Consider the following 18048-nt stretch of genomic DNA (forward strand, 5'->3'; position numbering starts at 1 on the left):
CACGGGCGCAGCCGCCACGCCGGCACGGCGGGAGGGGAGGAGAGGAGAGGAGAGGAGAGGCGGGACCGCACATTCCCCGTGGCGTGTTCGGGGAGGGCTCAGCCCAGGACCGCGAGCGCGTCGATCTCGATGAGGAGGCCGGCCGGCAGGCCGACATAGACCGTCGTCCGGGCCGACGGCGCCTCCTTCAGATCGGCGAAGTACTCGTTGTAGATCGCGTTCATCTCCGCGAAGTGGTCCACGTCCGTGAGGTAGACCCGCATCATGATCACGTCCTCCCAGGACGCCCCTCCCTCCTCCAGGATCGCCTTGACGTTGGCGAACGTCTGGAGGGTCTGCTCCCGCAGCGTCGGCCCGGCCGGCGTCGGCGCCTGGCCCTCCACCGCCGGGAGGAAGCCGACCTGACCCGCCACCTGGAGCAGGTTCCCCTTGCGCACCCCGTGCGAGAACCTCGCGGGCGGAGCCGTGTGCGTCGACGGGGTGATCGCGGTCTTTTCGAGCTTGTCAGCCATGGGATTGCTTCCTAACCAGACGAAGTGACGAAGGTGGGGTGGTGTGCGGGGGCGCGATGCGCCCTACGCGGGTCGTGGGGCGTCGCCCGTACCGGAGTACTCGCGACTGATCGCCTCCGCCGTCCGGCGCACCAGCGGCAGCAGCGTGAGCAGCTCCTCCCGCGTGACGACGACGTTCGGTGCGGACACCGACATCGCCGCGACGACCTTGCCGTCCGCGCCCCTGATCGGTGCGCCGACGCAGTTGATGGATTCCTCGTGTCCCCCGAGGTCGGTGGCCCAGCCCTGTTCCCGTACGAGCGCCAGCTCGCGGAGGAAGGCGAAGGCGTTGGGGGTCGAGCGGGCCGTGTACTGCGGGTACTCCAGCTTCTCGGCGATCTCCCGCCGCTCCCCCTCGGGGAGGTCGGCGAGCAGCAGCTTCGCCACCGCGGCGACCGTGATCGCCACCGGCTTCCCGATCCGCGAGTACATCCGTACCGGATAGCGGCTCTCGACCTTGTCGATGTAGAGCACCTCGCCCTCCTCGCGCACCGCGAGGTGGACGGTGTGCCCGCACTCGTCGTTGAGCTCCTTGAGGTACGGATGCGCGATGTCCCGGACGTCCAGGTTCTCGACCGCCTCCTGCGCGAGCGCGAACAGCCGCGCCCCGAGCCGGTAGCGCTGGTCCTGCTGCCGGTGGACGAGGCCGTGCTCGTGCAGGGTGCGCAGCAGCCGCAGGGCGGTGGACTTGTGCACGCCGAGCCGTTCGGCGACCTGCCCGAGGTCGGCGGGCCCCTGCGCGAGCAGCGGCAGAATGCTCAGCGCCCGGTCGACTGTCTGACTCATGCGGTACGTACCTCCACGTGCGCCCCCGCCCCGGTCCACCCGGGGCCGAGACGAAGTCTCTCCCAGGCGTCGGCGTCCAGTGCGGCCAGCGTGTCGGCCAGCTCCCGCGCGGGCACCTCGGCCACGTCGCCCGGCACGGTCAGCGCGGCGGCCGCCGTGAGGTGCCCGTGCCGCAGCCGCAGCGGTACGTCGAGCCCGCGCAGCGTCGCGGACAGGAACCCGGCGGCGAAGGCGTCCCCCGCCCCGACGGGCGCGACCACCTCGACCGTCGGAGCCGGTACGGAGTGCGCCTCGCCCCCGGCGAAGACGGTCGCCCCCGCCGCGCCCCGCTTGACGACCAGCAGGTCCGGTTCGGGCAGGGCCTCGCGCACGGCGCGCGGTCCGCCCCGTACTCCCCAGGCGGCGGCCGCCTCGTCCTCGCCGACGAAGACGATGTCCGCCCCGCGTGCCAGCTCCAGCAGCACGGGCCCGCCGTCGGCCGGTGAACTCCACAGCCCCGGGCGGTGGTTGACGTCGAAGGACAGCAGCGGACGCCCCTCCCCCGCCGCGCACAGTTCGCGCATCAGCGCCAGGCAGTCCGCCGACAGCGCGGCCGTGATGCCCGACAGGTGCAGCACCCGTCCCCCGAAGAGGGCGGAGCGCGCCACCGTGTCCGGCGACATCGCGGAGGCGGCGGAACCGGCCCGGTAGTAGGCGACCTCGTGGGTGGCGTCGTCCCGGTCGTCGGCGGTGCGGAAGTAGACGCCCGTCGGGCGCTCCGGGTCCCGCACCACATCCGTCACGTCCACCCCGTACGCCCCGATCGCCTCGATCAGATGCGTGCCGAAACCGTCCGCGCCGACCCTGCTGACCCACTTCGCGCCGTGGCCGGCGAGGGCGAGCGCGCAGGCCACATTGGACTCGGCGCCGCCGATGGTGCGTCCGAAGGACGGCACGTCGGCAAGCCGGCCGGGGCGGGAGGGGAGGAAGGTGACCATGGACTCGCCGAGGCAGACGACGTCGCAGACCCGATCGCCGGCGGTGCCGTCGGCCCGAGCGCTGACGTCGCCGACGGCGATCCTGGAACCTGAACCTGACTGTTGTGCGGACACGGCTCGGATGTTAGACATCGGTGAGCGATATACGCAATGGGCGTTGCACAACATGCAACGTCCGGAGGGAGGAGCCCCATGGGAGCCGAGGCCGATCAGATGACGCCGGAGGTACGGGAGCTCGCGAACGAGCCCGTCAGCCACCGCTTCAAGGCCCTTCCGCCGGACGCCGAGGCCGCCGGGCTGACCGTCGGCGAGCTGGCCGCCCAGCGCCGCAACGTCTTCGACGGCGGCTTCACCACTCCCCTGCTCGCCCTCTCCGCCGAGTCGCTGGCCCACAACCTCGCGCTCCTGGAGACGTACGCCGAGCGCCACGGTCTCGCCTTCGCCCCGCACGGCAAGACCTCCATGTCGCCGCAGCTCTTCCAGCGGCAGTTGGAGCGCGGCGCCTGGGGCATCACCGCCGCCGTCCCCCACCAGGCCAGGGTCTACCGCGCCTACGGCATCCGGCGGATCTTCCTGGCCAACGAACTCGTCGACGCCGCCGCCCTGTGCTGGGTCTCCGCCGAACTGGAGGCCGACCCCGCCTTCGCCTTCATCTGTTACGTCGACTCCGTGCGCGGCGTCGAGCTGATGGACGAGGCGCTGCGCGCGGCCGGCGGCTCCCGGCCGGTGGACGTGGTGGTGGAGCTGGGCGCGGGCGAGGGCGCCCGTACCGGAGCGCGCACCCCGGCGGACTGTGCGCGGGTCGCCGACGCGGTGGCCGCGACCGGCACGCTGCGGCTGGTCGGCGTCGCCGGGTACGAGGGCGAGGTGCCGAAGGCGGACGGCGAGCGGGTGCGCTCCTGGCTGCGCGAACTGGTCACGCTGGCCGTGGAGTTCGACCGGGCCGGGCGGTTCGGCGAGGGCCTCGACGGGATCGTCGTCAGCGCGGGCGGCAGCGCCTGGTTCGACGCGGTCGCCGACGTGTTCGCGGAGATCCCCGAACTCTCCCTCCCCGTACTGAAGTTGCTGCGCTCGGGCGCCTACGTCTCGCACGACGACGGACACTACAAGGAGCTGACCCCCTTCAACCGGGTGCCGGACGAGGGGCGGTTGCAGCCCGCCTTCCGGCTGTGGGCACAGGTCGTGTCCCGGCCGACGTCCGCGCAGGCCTTCGTCAACGCGGGCAAGCGGGACGCGGCGTACGACCTGCACCTGCCCGAGGCCCAGGTCGTACGGTCCGCGCGGGACGGCGTCGTCCGGCCCGCGACCGGCGTCACCGTCACCGGTCTCTCCGACCAGCACGGCTGGCTGAGCACCGACGCCGGGGCGCGGCTGGAGGTCGGGGACTGGGTGGGGCTCGGCATGTCCCACCCGTGCACGATCTTCGACAAGTGGCAGCTCATCCCGGTGGTGGAGGCCGACGGCACGGTCGTCGAGTTCGTCCGCACGTTCTTCTGAGAGGGCCGCCTTCCATGGATCTCGTCATACGCGGCGCCCGGGTGATCGACGGCTCGGGCGGCGCGTCCTACCGCGCCGACGTCGGCATCACCGCGGGCCGCATCACCGACGTCTCCCGGGACCAGCGCCTCACCGGCGCCCGGGTCCTGGACGCCGACGGGCTCGCCCTCAGTCCCGGCTTCATCGACATGCACGCCCACTCCGACCTCGCCCTCCTGCGCGACCCCGACCACAGCGCGAAGGCCGCGCAGGGCGTCACGCTGGAGGTGCTCGGGCAGGACGGGCTGTCGTACGCGCCCGTGGACGACCGCACGCTGGCCGCCGTCCGCACCGCGATCACCGGGTGGAACGGCGGCGCGCCCGGGGACACGACCGTCGACTTCGACTGGCGGTCGGTGGGCGAGTACCTCGACCGGCTGGACCGGGGCATCGCGGTCAACGCGGCGTACCTCGTCCCCCAGGGCACGGTCCGGATGCACGCCGTCGGCTGGGACGACCGGCCCGCCACGCCCCGGCAGCTCGACCGCATGCGGCAGTTGGTCGCCGAGGGCCTGGAGCAGGGCGCGGTCGGCATGTCCTCCGGGCTCACCTACACGCCCGGCATGTACGCCGACGACGCCGAGCTGACCGAACTGTGCCGGGTGGTCGCCTCGTACGACGGCTACTACTGCCCCCACCACCGCTCGTACGGCGCCGGGGCCCTCGAGGCGTACGCCGAGATGGTGGAGCTGACCCGCAACGCGGGCTGCGCCCTGCACCTGGCGCACGCCACCATGAACTTCGGCGTGAACAAGGGCCGGGCCCCCGACCTGCTGGCCCTCCTGGACGCGGCGCTCGCCGACGGGGCCGACATCAGCCTCGACACCTATCCGTACACCCCCGGCTGCACCACGCTCGTCGCGATGCTGCCGAGCTGGGCGGGCGAGGGCGGGCCGGACGCGATCCTGGCGCGGCTCAGGGACGACGCCACGGCTGAGCGGATCCGCCACCACCTGGAGGTGGTCGGCGCGGACGGCTGCCACGGGGTGCCCATCGAGTGGGACACCATCGAGGTCTCCGGCGTCTCGGACCCCGGCCTGGCGGGCTGCGTCGGCAAGACGATCGCCGCGGCGGCCGCCCAGCGCGGCGAGGCCCCCTGGACGACCGCGCGGCGGCTGCTCATCAACGACCGGCTCGGCTCGACGATCCTCCAGCACGTCGGGCACGAGGAGAACGTCCGCGCCATCATGCGCCACCGCGTGCACACCGGCGGCAGCGACGGCATCCTCCAGGGGTACAAACCGCATCCGCGCGCCTACGGCACCTTTCCGCACTACCTCGGCCACTACGCGCGGGAGCTGGGCGTCCTCTCCCTGGAGGAGACCGTCGCCCACCTCACCTCGCGCCCCGCGGCCCGGCTGCGCCTGCCCGACCGGGGCCTGGTCCGGGAGGGGTACCGGGCGGACCTGGTGCTCTTCGACCCGGCGACCGTGGCGGCGGGTTCGACCTTCGACGCGCCGCGCACCCTGCCGGTCGGCATTCCGCACGTACTGATCGACGGGCGGTTCGTGATCGAGGACGGCAAGCGGACCTCCGTGCTGGCGGGGCGGTCCGTACGGCGCACCGCCGGGCGGCGCTGAGGACGCCGGGGCGAACGTGTCGCCGCGGTGCGGCGGGCGGGGTGACGAAGGACACCCGGCCTGCGGATGCGGGGGCCGCGGGCGGGCGGGGCCCTCGTTTGGACGGGCGGCGGCGGGGGTCCGCTTTGCGATGGAAGACGCGACGAAGGGCGGGGCGGCGGGCGCGGGCACTCCTTCGGCGCGGGCGCGCGTATTCGCGCGCACGGCGGCGTACTCGCCCGTAAGCTCGCCGTCATGCAGGTGATCCAGTCAACGAAGCTCGCCAATGTCTGTTACGAGATCCGGGGTCCGGTCCTTGAGGAGGCGATGCGGCTGGAGGCGGCCGGACACCGCATTCTCAAGCTCAACACCGGCAACCCGGCGGCGTTCGGGTTCGAGTGCCCGCCGGAGATCCTGGAGGACGTCCTCCGCAATCTCGGCAGCGCGCACGGATACGGCGACGCGAAGGGCCTGCTGTCCGCGCGGCGCGCGGTGATGCAGCACTACCAGACCAAGGGCATCGACCTCGACGTCGAGGACGTCTACCTCGGCAACGGGGTCTCCGAGCTGATCCAGATGTCGATGCAGGCCCTGCTGGACGACGGCGACGAGGTGCTCGTCCCGGCCCCCGACTACCCGCTGTGGACCGCCTCGGTCTCCCTCGCGGGCGGTACGGCCGTGCACTACCGGTGCGACGAACAGGCCGACTGGATGCCCGACCTCGCGGACATCGAGCGGAAGATCACCGACCGGACGAAGGCCCTCGTCGTCATCAACCCGAACAACCCGACGGGGGCGGTGTACGACGACGAGATGCTGCGGGGCCTGACCGAGATCGCCCGGCGGCACAACCTCGTCGTCTGCTCGGACGAGATCTACGACCGGATCCTGTACGACGGCGCGACGCACACCCCGACCGCCGTGATCGCCCCCGACCTGATGGTCCTCACCTTCAACGGGCTCTCCAAGAACTACCGGGTGGCGGGATACCGCAGCGGGTGGATGGCGGTGTGCGGCCCGAAGGCGCACGCCTCCTCGTACATCGAGGGGCTGACGATCCTCGCCAACATGCGGCTGTGCGCGAACATGCCCTCGCAGCACGCGGTGGCCACCGCGCTGGGCGGCCGGCAGTCGATCGACGACCTGGTGCTGCCGGGCGGACGCATCCTGGAGCAGCGGAACACCGCGTACGAGCTGCTCACCCGGATTCCGGGCGTGACCTGCGTGAAGCCGAAGGGGGCGCTGTACCTCTTCCCGCGGCTGGACCCGAAGGTCTACAAGATCAAGGACGACCGGCAGATGGTGCTGGACCTGCTGCGGGCCGAGAAGATCATGGTGGTGCACGGGACCGGGTTCAACTGGCCGGAGCCCGACCACTTCCGGATCGTGACGCTGCCGAACACCAAGGACCTCGCGGACGCGGTGACCCGGATCGGGAACTTCCTGGACGGCTACGGCCAGCCGTGACGCCGCGGCTTTGCCGAGCCTTTCTCTACCGGGGCCAACTTTAGACTGAATCCAAGCTAGGATGGTCTCCTGACGCTCGACGCAGGAGGCCATCCGTCATGTACGAACCGATCCGCACCAAGTCGGTCCACTCCATGGCCGACGACGACGCCCGCTTCCCGCACCGCTCCCGTGAGGAGGAGCTGGACATCCAGCTCGCCGGGCACCTCTCCGCCCTCCTCGCCGTGACCGACGAACTCGGCCTCGACGCGGCCGCCGACCGGATCGCCGTCCAGGTGGCCCGGCTGCGCGGCGCCCCGCCCGCCCGGCACGCCGGGCACCGCCGGGAGAACCCGGCCGCCCTGCACCGCCGCGCGCACGCCCTCGCGGGCCGCGCGCTGGTGGTCGCCGCCTCGCGCGCGGACACCGCCGCCGCGATCCTCGCCGCCGAGCGCATGGACGCGCACACGGCGGCCACCGCTGACAGCTCCCCGGTCAGCCTCTGATCGGCCCCGGTCCACGGCCGCGGAGGCCCGTGGACCGGGTGCCACCAACTCCGTTGCGGAGGGCATGAGTTCGGCCCCCGGCGCCTGGAACGGCACCGGGGGCCTTCGCCGCGTCTCGGTCGGGGATCCCACTGGTCAGGGCGGTGTCGTGACGATCCGAGTGCGGCTTCCGCACCCGTCCCTCCGGGGTGTTCGTGCACCCCGGAGGGACGGGTGCGGAGCGGGCCGGAGCCGGGGAACAGGCCGGCTCCGACCACGTGTCGGGGGGACTAGCCCAGGCGCTCGACCAGCGCGCGGTACTCGTCCCACAGTTCCTTGGGCGCGTGGTCGCCGAAGGTGTTCAGGTGCTCGGGGACCAGGGCGGCCTCCTCGCGCCAGGCCTCCTTGTCCACCGTCAGGAGGAAGTCGAGGTCGGCCTCGGGGAGGTCCAGGCCGTCCGTGTCGAGGGCCTCCTTGGTCGGCAGGACGCCGATCGGGGTCTCGACGCCCTCGGCCTTGCCGTCGAGGCGCTCGACGATCCACTTCAGGACGCGGCTGTTCTCGCCGAAGCCGGGCCACACGAACCTGCCCGCGTCGTCCTTGCGGAACCAGTTCACGTAGTAGATCTTCGGGAGCTTGGCCTGGTCCTTGTCGGCGCCGACCTTGACCCAGTGGTTCATGTAGTCGCCCATGTTGTAGCCGCAGAACGGCAGCATGGCGAACGGGTCGCGGCGCAGCTCGCCGACCTTGCCCTCGGCGGCGGCGGTCTTCTCGGAGGCGACGTTGGCCCCGAGGAAGACGCCGTGCTGCCAGTTGAAGGACTCGGTGACCAGCGGGACGGCGGTGGCGCGGCGGCCGCCGAAGAGGATCGCCGAGATCGGCACGCCCTTGGGGTCCTCCCACTCCGGCGCGATCGTCGGGCACTGGGCGGCGGGGACGGTGAAGCGGGCGTTGGGGTGGGCGGCGGGCGTGCCGGACTCGGGGGTCCAGTCGTTGCCCTTCCAGTCCGTGAGGTGGGCCGGGGCCTCCTCGGTCATGCCCTCCCACCACACGTCGCCGTCGTCGGTGAGGGCGACGTTGGTGAAGACGGAGTTGCCCCAGAGGGTCTTCATGGCGTTGGCGTTGGTGTGCTCGCCGGTGCCCGGCGCGACGCCGAAGAAGCCGGCCTCCGGGTTGATCGCGTACAGCCGGCCGTCCTCGCCGAAGCGCATCCAGGCGATGTCGTCGCCGACGGTCTCCACGGTCCAGCCGGAGATCGTGGGCTCCAGCATGGCGAGGTTGGTCTTGCCGCAGGCGGACGGGAAGGCGGCGGCCACGTACTTGGACTCGCCCTGCGGGGGCGTGAGCTTGAGGATCAGCATGTGCTCGGCGAGCCAGCCCTCGTCGCGCGCCATGACGGACGCGATGCGCAGGGCGTAGCACTTCTTGCCGAGCAGGGCGTTGCCGCCGTAGCCCGAGCCGTAGGACCAGATCTCGCGGTCCTCGGGGAAGTGCGAGATGTACTTGGTGGTGTTGCACGGCCACGGGACGTCGGCCTCGCCCTCCTGGAGGGGGGCGCCGAGGGTGTGCACGGCCTTCACGAAGAAGCCGTCGTCGCCCAGCTCGTCCAGGACGGGCCGGCCCATGCGGGTCATCGTGCACATCGAGACGGCGACGTACGCCGAGTCGGTGATCTCGACGCCGATCGCGGACAGCGGCGAGCCGACCGGGCCCATGCAGAAGGGGACGACGTACATCGTGCGGCCGCGCATGGAGCCGCGGAAGATGCCCTCTCGGCCGTCCTTGCCCTGGAAGATCTCCCGCATCTCGGCGGGGGCCTTCCAGTGGTTCGTCGGGCCCGCGTCCTCCTCCTTCGCGGAGCAGATGAAGGTGCGGTCCTCCACCCGGGCGACGTCGGAGGGGTCGGAGGCGGCGTAGTAGGAGTTCGGGCGCTTGACCTCGTCGAGCTTCAGAAACGTGCCCTTGGCGACGAGCTCCTCGCAGAGCCGCTCGTACTCGGCCTCGGAACCGTCGCACCACACGACACGGTCGGGCTCGGTGAGGGCTGCGATCTCGTCTACCCAGGAGATCAGCTCCTGGTGGTGGGTGGGGACGGTGGTGGGAGCCGCGATGTCGCGCGCCACGATTGCTCCTTGATGAGGGGTTCTGTGGTTTGTTGCCCCGTGGGGGCTGCGACCCGGATGCTTCACACGTTCTTGGTCGAGCTCAGTCCCTCTGGCGCTCATCCGGTGCCGACCGCACTCATTTGATCATCCAGGCACTCCGCCCATCTGTCCAGGGGGCCGCACACGTGAGCATCGCCACTCCCCGCAAGTGCCACTTACGTGAACATGACCACCCGGAGCCAGAACTTACGGAACCGTAGGTAGCATTCGGGGCATGACGTCGCATGCCGTGCCCGACCAGGTCACCGAAATCGACCCGCCCCCCATAAAGCCGAGAATGCGCGGCTGGCTGCACGCCGGCATGTTCCCCGCCGTACTGGTCGCGGGCATCGCGCTGATCGCCCTCGCCGACTCCACCCGGGCCCGCGTCGCCTGCACGGTCTTCGTGCTGACGGCGTGCATGCTCTTCGGGGTCAGCGCCGTCTACCACCGGGGCACCTGGGGCCGGTGGGGCGAGGCGGTGCTGCGCCGCCTCGACCACGCGAACATCTTCCTGATCATCGCGGGCACCTACACCCCGCTCACCGTCCTGCTGCTGCCCGAGTCCACCGGCACCACCCTGCTGTGGGCCATCTGGTCGGCGGCCGCCGCGGGCATCGCCTTCCGGGTCTTCTGGGTCGGCGCCCCGCGCTGGCTCTACACCCCGTGCTACATCGCCATGGGCTGGGCCGCCGTCTTCTTCCTGCCGGACTTCCTGCACTCCGGCGGGGTGGCGGTGCTGGTGCTGGTGATCACCGGCGGGCTGCTCTACAGCGCGGGTGGCGTGATCTACGGCCTCAAGCGCCCCAACCCGTCACCTGCGTGGTTCGGCTTCCATGAGGTCTTCCACTCCCTCACCCTCGCCGCCTTCGCCGCGCACTACACGGCGATCTCGCTGGTGGCCTATTAGGCCCGGTCCCGAAGCCGCCCCCGAAGCCGGCGCCGGGGACGGGCCGGCCCCCGGCCGGTGCAGCCGCAGTGGCCGCGGTCTCGACGCCGCGGCCACCTGCCAGACCAGCACCCCGACGGACACCAGCACGACCCCGACGACCGCCACCGCTCCCAGGGCCAGAAAAGCCAGCACGCACAGCACCGCCATCACCGCGGTCAGCACGTTCACGCTTCTTCTCATGCCGCTCCCTCCCTCTATCACTCCGCACATCTGTCGTCGTTTCACGGACAGTTCGGCTACCCACGACACACGGTGACATGCGGCACTGACAATGCCCCCGGCCGTCACAGATCCGCCCCCGGGCGGAAGATGGCCGACAATGGCGCCATGGCCGCCCCACGCACCCCGTCCGTCACTCCCGACACCCGCCCCGGCCTGCGCGAACGCAAGAAGATCAGGACGCGTCGGGAGATCCGCCGGGCGACTTTCCGCCTGGTGTCCGCCCGGGGCTGGGACGCCACGACGGTCGAGCAGATCGCCGAGGAGGCGGAGGTCTCGCCGAGCACCGTGCTCCGGTACTTCCCGGTGAAGGAGGACATCGTCCTCACCGAGGAGTACGACCCGGTGCTGGAGGGCGCGCTGCGGCAGCGCCCACGGGACGAACCGCTGCTGGAGTCGGTGCGGGCCGTGGTGACCGGGGCGATGCGCCGCTCGCTGGACGAGCAGCCGGACGAGGTGCTGCTGCGCACCCGGCTGATGCTGGAGGTGCCCGCCGTACGGGCCCGGATGGTGGAGAGCGCGGGCGTCACCAGTCGCATGCTGTGCCGGGTGGTCGCGGAGCGGACCGGGCGGGACGCGGGCGAGCTGGAGGTACGGATCTTCGCCACCGGGCTGCTGGCCGCCGTGCTGGAGACGACGCTGTACTGGGCCGAGCGCGGGCAGCGGGACGATCTGGTGGAACTGGTCGACCGGATGCTGCGGACGTTCGAGGGGGGCCTCGCCCGTATCGACGGCTGAGCCCCCCTCCTGGGGCAGGAAGCGCCGGGGGCGGGATCAGCCGAGCTTGTCGACCGCCTGGTAGTAGATCCGGGCGGTGGTGTGGCAGGAGACCTTCTTCGCACCGGAGTAGGCCGCGCAGACGCGCTTGAGGTCGGCGAGGAAGGCGTCGTCCAGCCGGGCCTTGTTGCTGCGGAAGGTGCCGGCCGCCGTGTAGTTGCGGTAGCCGAAGTCGTGGCGGGCGCAGGACGCGGAGAAGGGGAAGCCGAGGGGGTTGTCCGGCGACGTCGTGCAGTAGTCGGTGGACCAGTCGAAGCGGTAGGAGCTCCAGGCCCGCTGGTTGGCGCGGGCCGCGTGGAAGGCCTGGGCGCTGCCCGCACTGGTCTGGGTCCAGGCGCTGAGGACGGCCTTCTTGTCGAGGGCGGCTGCGGGGGCGGCCGCCGCCGCGGCGGGCAGCGGCGCCGCGGACAGGGCGAGGGCGACGGCGGCCAGGGACATGGCTGCGGTGCGGGCTGCGGTACGGCGACGCATGGGGAGTCCTCCGGGGAAGCACGCTGATCGCTCGGGCGGAGTCGCGGGAGCGGGCAGAGCGTATTGCGCTGAGCTGCGGCAGACGCGCACGGCGGCCGTGTCCGCCGGGCCGGGCGCCGGATCGGGCTCGGGCGGTCCCGGGCTCCCCATGAGCGCGGGCAGGCCGGCACCGCCAGGACGCGGCGGTGGGTGCCGTCGCCCGGGGGCAGGCCGGGCTTGGTGAGGGATGCTGCGGCTGGTCGCCGGGGAGGCGCTGGTGGTCGTGGTGGTCGGCGGGGCCCTCGGACTGCCGGTCGCGGCCCTCAGCCTGCTCGGGACGCGAAGGCGCCGGGTCTGCTGTCGGTGTGGGGCACGATCACCCTCCCGTGGACGGCGACCGGTACGGCGGTCGGCCTCTGCGGTGTGCCGGCCGTCGTCTCGGCGGTGGCCCCGGCCGCGATGTCGGTGCGGCGCCGGGCGGTGGAGCCGGCCGGCGTCCGGGCATGACGGTGCGCCGGCCGCGTACGGGCGGGGGGGTCCCGCTCGTACGCGGCCGGCGCGCCTACGCCCCCTGCCCCCGCCTAGACCTCTGCGCCCACCTGCTCCGCCAGCACCGCCACGTCCGCCGTCGGGGCCGCGCACACGAACCGCCGGCACATGTACGCCCCCGCCGGGCGGTCCGCCAGCAGGGGGAACTCGTCGCTGCCGGGCGCGCCGAACGCCACCACCAGACCGGGGGCCGTCCCCAGCAGGGCCGTGCGGTGCAGTTCCCGCGCTCCGGGCGAGGCCGGTTCGCCCACCACGGCCACCTCCCGCGGCCCGTCCAGCGCCGCCTCCGCGACCGCGAGCCCCCACCCGATGTGCCGCGGGGCCCGCGAGGCCAGGGCCCTGACCACGCCGAGCGCGCCCTCCGCCGCCTCCCGGTGGGCCGGGGAACCCGTGTGCGCCGCGTACGTCAGCAGGGCGCCGGCCGCTGCCGTCCAGCCCGAAGGGGTCGCGTTGTCCGTGGGGTCCTGCGGGCGGCGGATCAGCTTCTCCGCGTCGTCGGCCGTGTCGTACAGCGCCCCGGACTCCCCCCGGAACCGCACCAGCACGTGGTCCAGCAGGAAGCCCGCGAAGTCGAGCCAGGCCCCCTCGCCCGTCACCGAGGCGAGCGCGAGGAAGCCCTCCGCGACGTCCGCGTAGTCCTCCAGGACCCCCGCGTTCGGGCCCACCCGCCCGTCCCGCGAGGTGCGGGCGAGCCTCGCGGCGTCGTCCAAGTGGACCCGTACCAGAAGGTCCGCGGCCTCGGTGGCACGCTCCACCAGGTCCGGGCGGCCGAAGTACGCGCCCGTCTCGGCCAGCGCCGCGATCGCCAGCCCGTTCCACGCGGCGACGACCTTGTCGTCCCGCCCGGGAGCGGGCCGCTCGCCGCGCGCCGCCAGCAGCCGGACCCGGATCTCGGCGATGCGCGCCGCGTCGACCAGCTCTCCCGCGTCCAGCGGCAGTTGCAGGACCGAGGCGCCCTCCTCGAAGGTGCCCTCCTCGGTCACCCCGAAGTACGTCGCCGCCAGCCGGGCGTCCGACTCCCCCAGCACCTCACGCAGTTGACCGGGCGTCCACACGTAGTACGCGCCCTCCACGTGCCGCCCGGAGCCGTCCTCGCTGTCCGCGTCCAGCGCGGAGGCGAACCCGCCCTCCGCGGTGCGCAGTTCGCGCACTAGGAAGTCGGCGGTCTCCAGCGCCACCCGGCGCGCCAGGTCCGAGCCGGTGGCCCGCCACACGTGCGCGTACACGCGGCACAGCAGCGCGTTGTCGTACAGCATCTTCTCGAAGTGCGGGACGGTCCACGAACCGTCCACCGCGTACCGCGCGAACCCGCCGCCGAGCTGGTCGTAGATCCCGCCGCGCGCCATCGCCTCGCAGGTGTCCGTGACCATCTGGAGCGCCCCCTCGGACCCGGTCCGCGCCGCGTGCCGCAGCAGGAACTCCAGCACCATCGACGGCGGGAACTTCGGCGCGCCGCCGAAGCCCCCGTTGCGGGAGTCGTACTCCCGGGTCAGGCCCAGCAGCGCCGCCGCCAGGTCCCCCTCGCCCGGCGTCCCGTTCGCCGCGAAGGCCAGCGAGCGCTCGCCCAGGTCCTTGACGATCTTCCCGGCGACCTCGTCGACCTCGCCGCGCCGCTCCGCGTACGCCGCGCGGACGCCCTCCAGCACCTGGGGGAACGACGGCATCCCGTGCCGGGGCTCCGGCGGGAAGTACGTACCGAAGTAGAAGGGCTCGGCGTCGGGGGTGAGGAAGACGGTCATCGGCCAGCCGCCCTGCCCGGTCGCCGCCTGCACGGCCTCCATGTAGACGGCGTCGACGTCCGGCCGCTCCTCGCGGTCGACCTTGACGTTCACGAAGTGCTCGTTCATGAGGGCGGCCGTCCCCTCGTCCTCGAAGGACTCGCCGGCCATGACGTGGCACCAGTGGCAACTGCTGTACCCCACGCTGAGCAGCACCGGCACCCCCCGCCGCCGCGCCTCCGCGAAGGCCTCCGGCGACCACGGCCACCAGTCCACGGGGTTGTCGGCGTGCTGGAGGAGATAGGGGGACGTCTCATGGGCCAGTCGATTCGTGGGCATTCCCCCATCCTGCCCCAGGACCTCCCCGGCACTACGGAACCTCCGCCTCCGCAATGCCCCGGGCCGCCCCCTCCCCACGGCCGGGCCGCGCCCCCCTCCCCCACGTCACCGGCAGCACACGCACCCCCTCTGCTCCCTCGCGTCCGCGCCCCTCAGGCAGGACACTTGACACCTCCGGGCGGTCCGCACAGGCGAGGCCGTGCCCGGACGTCGCAGGACCGTCGCGGAGGGGGACGCACTATGCGGGAGAGCCATCGGGTCGAGGCCGAGCAGGTGTTGGTACGGGCCGTCGAGGAGGAGGTGCGGCGGTCCGGCGGCCGGACCGACGGCCGGGCGCTGCTGGCGCGCGCCCGCGCCGCGCTGGACGAGCTGGCCGCGCCCGCCGCCGAGGAGTACGCCGCGTACGTCGCCGCGCTCGACCGCGCGGACGCCGGCCGGCAGCACCTGTCGGAACGGTTCAGCGGGGCCGTCATCAGCACTCCCGTCCTGGTCACCGCCGTCGCCGCCGCGGCCGCCTTCACCACCGACCTCGCCCTGGGGACCGGCTCGGGCACCGCCCTGGCGGCGGGGGCCGCCGTCGCCGTGGCCGGGGCGACCGCGACCGTCGCCAAGGTCACCGCGACCCACTGGCCCGCCGCGCACCGCAGGGCGGGCGCGCTCGGACAGCCCGGCGGTCACGAGCAGTTGAAGCTCCAGTGGCTGACCGCCTTCGAAGTACGGGGGGTACGCCCCTACCTCGACCGGCAGCGCGTGCTCAGCGCCGCCACCCGCACCCGCGGCCCGGGGAAGAAGCCCGCCGGCGCGTCCGTTCCGCTGCGCGGCGGCGACCGCAGCGCGGCCGCCCGGCGCAGGACCGTACTGGAGCAGTCGTTCGGCCATCTCCCGCAGCCCGAGGGCCCGTTCGCCGGGCGGCGCGGCGAGATGGCGCAGATCGCGCAGTGGGTGCACGCGGCGCGGGCCAGCACACAGACCCGGCCGACGGTCGTCGTGCTGTACGGGGAGGCGGGTTCGGGGCGCTCCACGCTGGCGCTGCGGGCCACGCACGCGCTGCGCGACCAGTTCCGCGGGGCGTGCCTGGTGGAGCTGGGCAACGGCGCGCCGGGCCGGGCCGAGTCGGCCACGTCCACGCGTGACGCCCTGCTCCAGCTCCTGAACCGCCTCGGCGCGCCCCGCGACCAGCTCCTCTTCCGCGAGCAGCGCACCGAACGCGCCACCCGGGAACAGCAGTTGAAGCGCCTGACGGAGGTCTACCACAAGCACCTGACGGGCCTGCCGGTGACCGTCGTCCTGGAGGACGCCACCGACCCCGAGCAGGTGCGCACGCTCGTCCCGGAGCGTTCGGACAGCCTGGTGCTGGTCACGGCGTCCCAGCCGCTCGCCCTCCCCGAGGACGTACCGGCCTGGGTGCACCAGCTCGCGGTGCGGCCGTTGGACGCGGCCGGTGCGGAGGAGCTGCTGCGGGCGGTCCCGCAGGACGAGGGCGCCGCGCGCGACGAACCGTACGACGGGGCGTCGGCCGACCGGATCACGGAGTTGTGCCGGGGGCTGCCGCTGGCGCTGCGGGTCGCGGGCTCCTCGCTGGGCCCGCGCAGTCCGCGCGCGCTGGCCGCCGACCTGGAGGCGTACGGACCGCTCGACCCGGTCGAGCGGGCGCTCTCGCTGCGGTACGCCGACCAGTCGGAGCAGGGGCGCAGACTGCTGCGCCGGCTCTCGCTCGCGGGCCGGGCCTCGCTGGGCGGGGCGGCGGCGGCCGCGCTGCTGGCCACGGACGAGCAGGAGGCGCGGCGGCGGCTGGCCGAGCTGGCCGCCGCCGGGCTGATCGAGCCCGTGGGCAGCGGGCGCCACCGCCTCCACGACCTCGTGCGCTCCTTCGCGTACACCCGCCTGCTGGACGAGGAGGAGCCCGCCGAGCGGACCGCCGCGCAGGAACGTCTCATCCAGAACTACGGCGAGCTGGCCGACTCCGTGATCCGGCTGGTCGACGGCAAGACCTCGACCCGCGCCGACCGCTTCGGCCCGCACGGGTTCACCTCGCTGGACGCGGCGCTGCGCTGGCTGGACGACGAGTCCTCCTTCATCACGGCCGCGCTGCGGCACGCGGAGGGCGTGGACACGCGGCTCGTCCTGAATCTGCTGGGCGCCCTGTGCGACTACTGCCTGCTGCGGGGCGACCTCTACCGCCTCGGCGAGATCAGCGAGCTGACGCAGGCCGTCGACCAGGGCCTGCTCCTGCGGTCCGTCCAGTGGCGCACCGGCATCGCGGCCCGGCAGCTCGGCGAGCTGGACAAGGCCCGCACGACCCTCTCGTCGGTGGTGGACCTGTACTTCGAGGCCCACCACGAGGCGGGCGCGGCCCGGGCGCTGGGCTCGCTCGGCATCACGCTGCACCACCAGGGCAACCTCACCGAGGCCGCCGCCAAGCTGCGGGAGGCCCTGGCCCTCCAGTCCTCCCCCGCTCTCGCGGGCGACCGGGCGTGGAACCTGCACGCGCTGGCCGCCGTGGAACGCGACCGCGCGAACCTCGCGGAGGCGGCCGAACTCCTCGGCACGTCCCTGGCCCTGCACCGCGAGAGCGAGTCGCTGCACGGGCAGGCGTGGGCCCACTTCCAGCTCGGCCAGGTGTACCTGCGCAGGGGGGAGGCGCCGCGCGCCGAAGCGGAGCTAAACGCCGCCCTCGACCTGTACGGGCGTACCCGCGACGAACGCGGCGAGGCCTGGGCGCTGACCCAGCTCGCCCGGGCCCGGCTGGTCGCCGGCGACCCGGAACCGGCGGTGGACGGCATGCGCCACGCCCTCTCCCGCCACCGCGACAACGAGGACGCGCGCGGCGAGGCCTGGACCCTCTACTACCTGGGCCAGTCCCTGGAGGAACGGGGCGACCACGACCAGGCGGTCCGCGAGCTGGAGCGGGCCCGCACGATGTTCTCCCGGATGCGGGACGTGTACGGGCTGGCCTGCGCCCGCCACCACTCGGGCCGGGTGACCCGGGACCAGCGGGCCGTGCAGACGGGCAACCTGCGCAACTCCGGTTTCGCCCGTCAGCTCCTCACCGACGCCCGGCAGGACTTCCGGCGGATCGGGGTCGCGCACGGGGAGGCGTGGACGGTGCTGGAGCTGGTCGTCGTCGACGCGGGCAACTCCCGCCCGGAGCAGGCGCTCGCCCTGTGCGACGAGGCGATCGCGCTCTTCGCCTCGTACGACGACCGCCGGGGCGGCGACTGGGCGCGCTTCCTGCGCTGCACCCTGCTGCCGTTCGCGCACCCGGGCGGACCGGAGGCGGGCACGTCGTCGGCCGCGGAGGAACTGGCGCTGCTGGCCGCGGAGCCGCACCCGGCGCGGGACGAACGCCTCGCGGACTGCCTGGACGCGTACCGGGTGGTGCTGGGGCGGGGCGCGGACCTGGGGGCGGGCTGGCAGGCGTGGCGGCTGGGCATGGTGCCGAACAGGCATGCGCGGGAGGTGATGGGGGTGCCGTTCGGGCAGGGCGAGGAGGGGGCGTGAAGCCGGGCGCTCCGGGGCCGGGGCCGGGGCCGGACAGCCGGGCGCCCCGCCCGGAGTGC

General features: G+C 73.2%; 13 protein-coding genes. 7 read left to right on the forward strand and 6 right to left on the reverse strand.

What is annotated here, in order from left to right:
- Nucleotides 1–98: 98 nt before the first annotated feature.
- The 3 genes from ACIP93_RS06830 to ACIP93_RS06840 form a co-directional block, all read right to left on the reverse strand.
- The gene (locus ACIP93_RS06830) at nucleotides 99–512 is read right to left on the reverse strand and encodes a RidA family protein (RefSeq protein ID WP_401756465.1); all 414 of its coding nucleotides are present in this window, start codon (nucleotides 510–512) and stop codon (nucleotides 99–101) included.
- Nucleotides 513–575: 63 nt separating this feature from the next.
- Nucleotides 576–1337 carry an IclR family transcriptional regulator gene (locus ACIP93_RS06835; protein WP_345228709.1) on the reverse strand — a complete coding sequence of 254 codons (762 nt, stop codon included), beginning with the start codon at nucleotides 1335–1337 and terminating at the stop codon, nucleotides 576–578.
- Nucleotides 1334–2314 (reverse strand): sugar kinase, encoded by a 981-nt coding sequence (locus ACIP93_RS06840; RefSeq protein WP_401757015.1) that lies wholly within the window; start codon nucleotides 2312–2314, stop codon nucleotides 1334–1336. Before ACIP93_RS06840 ends, ACIP93_RS06835 begins: the two co-directional genes overlap by 4 nt.
- Nucleotides 2315–2506: 192 nt before the next feature.
- On the opposite strand from ACIP93_RS06840, the gene ACIP93_RS06845 reads away from it, so the two are divergent.
- The 4 genes from ACIP93_RS06845 to ACIP93_RS06860 all read left to right on the forward strand — a co-directional run bounded on the left by ACIP93_RS06845 (nucleotide 2507) and on the right by ACIP93_RS06860 (nucleotide 7361).
- Complete coding sequence (locus ACIP93_RS06845; RefSeq protein ID WP_401756467.1) at nucleotides 2507–3811, forward strand: amino acid deaminase; 1305 nt, start codon at nucleotides 2507–2509, stop codon at nucleotides 3809–3811.
- 14 nt (nucleotides 3812–3825) lie between these two features.
- On the forward strand, nucleotides 3826–5430 hold the full coding sequence (locus ACIP93_RS06850) for an amidohydrolase family protein (protein ID WP_401756469.1): 1605 nt from the start codon (nucleotides 3826–3828) through the stop codon (nucleotides 5428–5430).
- 234 nt (nucleotides 5431–5664) lie between these two features.
- Nucleotides 5665–6876 carry a pyridoxal phosphate-dependent aminotransferase gene (locus ACIP93_RS06855; protein WP_401756471.1) on the forward strand — a complete coding sequence of 404 codons (1212 nt, stop codon included), beginning with the start codon at nucleotides 5665–5667 and terminating at the stop codon, nucleotides 6874–6876.
- 98 nt (nucleotides 6877–6974) lie between these two features.
- Nucleotides 6975–7361, forward strand: coding sequence for a hypothetical protein (locus ACIP93_RS06860; RefSeq protein WP_345228714.1), 387 nt, complete (start codon nucleotides 6975–6977; stop codon nucleotides 7359–7361).
- 269 nt (nucleotides 7362–7630) lie between these two features.
- Here ACIP93_RS06860 and ACIP93_RS06865 read toward each other — a convergent pair whose 3' ends face one another.
- The gene (locus tag ACIP93_RS06865) at nucleotides 7631–9463 is read right to left on the reverse strand and encodes a phosphoenolpyruvate carboxykinase (GTP) (protein ID WP_401756473.1); all 1833 of its coding nucleotides are present in this window, start codon (nucleotides 9461–9463) and stop codon (nucleotides 7631–7633) included.
- 256 nt (nucleotides 9464–9719) lie between these two features.
- Between ACIP93_RS06865 and ACIP93_RS06870 the strand changes: the two genes are divergently transcribed.
- Nucleotides 9720–10394 carry a hemolysin III family protein gene (locus ACIP93_RS06870; protein ID WP_401756475.1) on the forward strand — a complete coding sequence of 225 codons (675 nt, stop codon included), beginning with the start codon at nucleotides 9720–9722 and terminating at the stop codon, nucleotides 10392–10394.
- A 369-nt stretch (nucleotides 10395–10763) separates the two neighbouring features.
- Nucleotides 10764–11393 (forward strand): TetR family transcriptional regulator, encoded by a 630-nt coding sequence (locus ACIP93_RS06875; protein ID WP_401756477.1) that lies wholly within the window; start codon nucleotides 10764–10766, stop codon nucleotides 11391–11393.
- 36 nt (nucleotides 11394–11429) lie between these two features.
- On the opposite strand, the gene ACIP93_RS06880 is transcribed toward ACIP93_RS06875, so the two are convergent.
- Together ACIP93_RS06880 and ACIP93_RS06885 are read right to left on the reverse strand one after the other, a co-directional pair.
- Complete coding sequence (locus ACIP93_RS06880; RefSeq protein WP_401756479.1) at nucleotides 11430–11903, reverse strand: phospholipase; 474 nt, start codon at nucleotides 11901–11903, stop codon at nucleotides 11430–11432.
- A 560-nt stretch (nucleotides 11904–12463) separates the two neighbouring features.
- Nucleotides 12464–14488: a thioredoxin domain-containing protein gene (locus tag ACIP93_RS06885; RefSeq protein ID WP_401756481.1), complete on the reverse strand. Its 2025-nt coding sequence runs from the start codon at nucleotides 14486–14488 to the stop codon at nucleotides 12464–12466.
- 240 nt (nucleotides 14489–14728) lie between these two features.
- Between ACIP93_RS06885 and ACIP93_RS06890 the strand changes: the two genes are divergently transcribed.
- Entirely contained in the window at nucleotides 14729–17989 is a 3261-nt protein-coding gene (locus ACIP93_RS06890) for a tetratricopeptide repeat protein (RefSeq protein ID WP_401756483.1), read from the forward strand.
- Nucleotides 17990–18048 lie beyond the last annotated feature (59 nt).

The organism is Streptomyces sp. NPDC088745, from assembly GCF_044751045.1.
In the GTDB taxonomy this organism is placed as follows: Bacteria; Actinomycetota; Actinomycetes; order Streptomycetales; family Streptomycetaceae; genus Streptomyces; species Streptomyces cremeus.